Below are 425 nucleotides of genomic sequence, written 5' to 3'. Positions count from 1 at the left end.
AAAAAAAGCCTGACGCATTCACTGCGCTCACTTGTCGGACGTTGAAAGTCACTCACTTGTGGACAATTTCCGTAAACGGAAAACGCTCCCGCTTTGACACACAACTCCGCGCCTTTCAGCATCTTTATTGAACTCACAAACTTTGAGCTTGATACCACTCAGTATCAAGCTTTTTCATATTTAAAGGAAAATCCCATGCGCGTATTCATCGCAGAAAAACCCTCTCTTGCGACTGCTATTTTTAAAGGACTTGGCGGCAACCCAACCACCGAGAAAAAAGCCGGCTATTACGAAAAAGGGAGTGACATTGTCACGTGGTGTTTTGGTCATTTACTGTCCCTTAAAGATCCCGAAGACTATGACAGTAGTCTCAAACGTTGGACATTAGATAGCCTACCGATTAAAACTCGATTCCCTGTGCAATA

The 425-nt window shown here is 43.8% G+C and carries 1 pseudogene; it reads left to right on the top strand.

Going from position 1 to position 425, the window contains the following annotated elements:
• Positions 1 to 195: 195 nt before the first annotated feature.
• Positions 196 to 425 (top strand): annotated as a pseudogene (locus Q1A70_RS20455) (toprim domain-containing protein); the annotation flags it as partial.

Origin of the sequence: uncultured Vibrio sp., assembly GCF_947488985.1 — a bacterium.
In the GTDB taxonomy this organism is placed as follows: domain Bacteria; phylum Pseudomonadota; class Gammaproteobacteria; order Enterobacterales; family Vibrionaceae; genus Vibrio.
The sequence above is the reverse complement of the archived record's forward strand: the minus strand, read 5'-3'. Positions and strand labels throughout refer to the sequence as shown.